This is a genomic window from Ruminococcus sp. CAG:330, from assembly GCF_000437175.1.
Classification (GTDB): domain Bacteria; phylum Bacillota; class Clostridia; order Oscillospirales; family Ruminococcaceae; genus Ruminococcus_C.
The window spans coordinates 1-2,044 of record NZ_FR898074.1 but is presented as its reverse complement, the minus strand read 5'-3'; the positions used below and the strand labels follow the sequence as shown (position 1 = coordinate 2,044).

Sequence of the window (2,044 nt, the reverse complement as noted above, 5' to 3'; positions counted from 1 at the left end):
GATGTCACGAAGTGACAGAGGGGACCGCTCAGTAAGAGCTGGCAGTGCGACAGCACTGACTGAGGGGTTCTAACACTGCGTTTTTCTGAGGGGTTTCTGCAAATCATCCATTGCATAAAAGATTTCACGAAAGACCTCTCCACCGCCTAACGGCGGTCCCCCTCGTACTGAGCGGTCCCCTCTGCCCTTCGGGCATCTCCCCACCCCGTGGGGAGTCACCCCTTTCAGGGGAGGCCTATATTCTTCATCTTTTTGTCGTGCGAAATTGAGGGACACGGCACGCCGTGTCCCTACAAAATCGAAAAAGCAGATAACAAAAGGCGGAATCTTGCTTTTTCGGGGAAAATGTGATAGACTAGACGGAGAGTTCAACGAAACAGGAAAGGAGACAGTCTTATGTCTACCACAGATACCATTGCAGCCATTGCCACACCCCACGCCGCCGGCGGAATCTCCGTCATCCGCATCTCCGGCAGCGACGCCGTTGCCCTTGCGCAGGCGTGCTTCCGCAGCGTCTCCGGAAAAACGCTGTCTGCCATGCCGGGCTACACCTGCACCTACGGCAGCTTCCTCGACACGGACGGCACCCCGCTGGACGACGGCATCGCCACCGTATTCCGTGCCCCCCACAGCTACACCGGCGAGGATACCGTGGAATTTTCCTGCCACGGCGGCATTTACGTCACACGCCGGATTCTTCAGGCAGTCCTCCACACCGGCGCATCGGCTGCCCAGCCGGGCGAATTCACCAAGCGTGCGTTTCTCTCCGGAAAGATGACTCTGACACAGGCGGAGGCGGTGATGGACGTCATCGGTGCTGCCGGAAACCGGGAGCTGCGGTTTGCCCGTGCCCAGCAGGAGGGCGCACTTTACCGGCGTGTCCGGCAGATCACCGACCAGCTGGTGCACTGTCTGGGCGATCTGGCAGCGTGGGCGGACTATCCGGAGGACGAGATTCCGGCAGTGACACCGGAGGGGCTGCAGCAGTCCCTGACGGCGATTCTCCAGCCGCTGGAACAGACCCTCGCCACCTACGACTACGGGCGCATTCTCCGTGCGGGCGTTTCGGCAGTCATCGTGGGCAAGCCCAACGTGGGGAAGTCCACCCTCTTCAATCTGCTGTCGGGCAGCCAGCGGAGCATCGTCACGGAGATCGCCGGAACGACACGGGACGTGGTGGAGGAACAGATTCGTCTGGGGGACGTGACCCTGCGCCTGTCCGACACGGCGGGGCTGCGGGAAACCGAGGACATCATCGAGCAGATCGGTGTCCGGCGTGCCGGCGAACGGCTGCGGGATGCCGACCTGATTCTGGCGGTATTCGACGCCACCCGACCGCTGGACGACGACGACCGGCGGATGCTGGAACAGCTGCCGGAAAAGCCGGTGATCGCCATTCTGAACAAGTCCGACCAGCCAGCGCTGCTGGAACCGGCGGCATTGCAGGCGCAGTTCTCCCGTGTCATCTCCATGGCCGCTAAGGACGGAAACGGACTGGAGGAGCTGCGTCAGGCGGTGGAGGAGCTGTTCTACCGGGAGCAGGTCACACCGGAAATGGGCGTGGTGTCCAACGAACGGCAGAAGCAGTGTCTGGAACACGCCAGAGCGCAAATTTTGCAGGCACAGGAGGCGCTGGAAGCCGGAGAGATGCTGGATGCCGTGACGGTGCTGCTGGAGGAGGCAGCAGACGCACTGCTGACCCTCACCGGCGAGCGGGTGTCCGAGGCCGTGGTGAATGACGTGTTTGCGAGATTCTGTGTGGGGAAATAGTTACAAGATACGGAATTGTCGGGGCAGGTTGTGCCGTGTCCGCAGTTGAAAAAGCATCGTGCAGGAACAGAAAGAAACGAGATCGTTGCCCCATAAGGCTGATCCAGCTGGCGAGAGGTTCCGTGCACTTTGTAGGGACACGGCGTGCCGTGTCCGCAGATTTCAGCGGAGGAAAATTTCGTTGAAAACGTTCCACCGGAACGTTTTCAAAATATCAGCACAGCAAACGGGAAACAGAGCGGAGCGGTCTTGTTCGCTCCGCCCTCGAAAAGCT

1 protein-coding gene is annotated in these 2,044 nt (G+C 60.3%); it reads left to right on the top strand.

Going from position 1 to position 2,044, the window contains the following annotated elements; translation table 11 throughout:
* The first annotated feature begins 396 nt into the window (after nucleotides 1-396).
* The gene (gene mnmE, locus QZL66_RS08410) at nucleotides 397-1,770 is read left to right on the top strand and encodes a tRNA uridine-5-carboxymethylaminomethyl(34) synthesis GTPase MnmE (protein ID WP_022411276.1); all 1,374 of its coding nucleotides are present in this window, start codon (nucleotides 397-399) and stop codon (nucleotides 1,768-1,770) included.
* The last annotated feature ends 274 nt before the right edge of the window (nucleotides 1,771-2,044 follow it).